At 55.1% G+C, this 889-nt stretch carries 1 pseudogene; it reads left to right on the forward strand.

What is annotated here, in order from left to right:
• Positions 1–90: 90 nt before the first annotated feature.
• Positions 91–884 (forward strand): annotated as a pseudogene (locus GFB49_RS20920) (IS5 family transposase).
• Positions 885–889: the final 5 nt, after the last annotated feature.

Consider the following 889-nt stretch of genomic DNA (forward strand, 5'->3'; position numbering starts at 1 on the left):
TAGGTCATGTTGACAAAAGGGATTCACACGAAGGCTCATGCGTGATTCAAGCTGGTATCTGCTATGGAGACCAGCTTGCCCCGAGACCTTATGAGTGACGACGAGTGGTCGCTGTTTGAACACTTCATCCTTGCGATCCGTGCCCCAAATGGCCGCAAACCAGCCAACCATCGCCTTGTTTTGGATGGTATATTCTGGATAGCGCGTACGGGATCACCGTGGCGCGACTTACCCGAAGACTTCGGTAAATGGTCGAGCGTTTACAGGCAATTTCGACGATGGACCCTGGCAGGGCTTTGGGAGGACATTCTGGAGGCCTTAAACCAGAGTGGCACCGTCCCAGACGCTCTGCAAATGATCCCTCTCGGCGGCAAAGCCGCCTGCCGGGCAGCGGACAGCACTGTCATTCGCGCTCATCATCAGGCTGCGGGCGCAAAAGGGGGACTCCGCGACAGGGTTTTGGCCGTTCAAGAGGTGGGTTCACGACCAAGATCCACCTGCGTGTCAACGCGCACGGATTGCCCATGAGGACAGACATCACGCCAGGGCAAACGTCGGATTATCTGGGCTTTGATCTGGTGATGGATGACAATCTGCCGGAGCCAGGGGTGCTACTGGCCGATCGGGGCTATGATGCTGATCGTATTCGAAAAACCATGGGTGAGCGCGATATTCTGACCCAGATTCCCATGCGAAAAACGCGTAAGATGCGGGTTGGTGTGGATCATGGATTATATCGGCTGAGAAACTTGGTGGAGCGGTGTTTCAACAAGCTGAAGAACGCCCGCCGGGTCGCCACGCGATACGACAAAACGGCTGAAAGTTATCTTGGCTTTGTTGACGTCACTTCAATCCGGCTCTGGGTCCGCCATTTGTCAACATGACCTAG

It is taken from the genome of Tritonibacter litoralis, from assembly GCF_009496005.1.
Lineage (GTDB): Bacteria > Pseudomonadota > Alphaproteobacteria > Rhodobacterales > Rhodobacteraceae > Epibacterium > Epibacterium litoralis.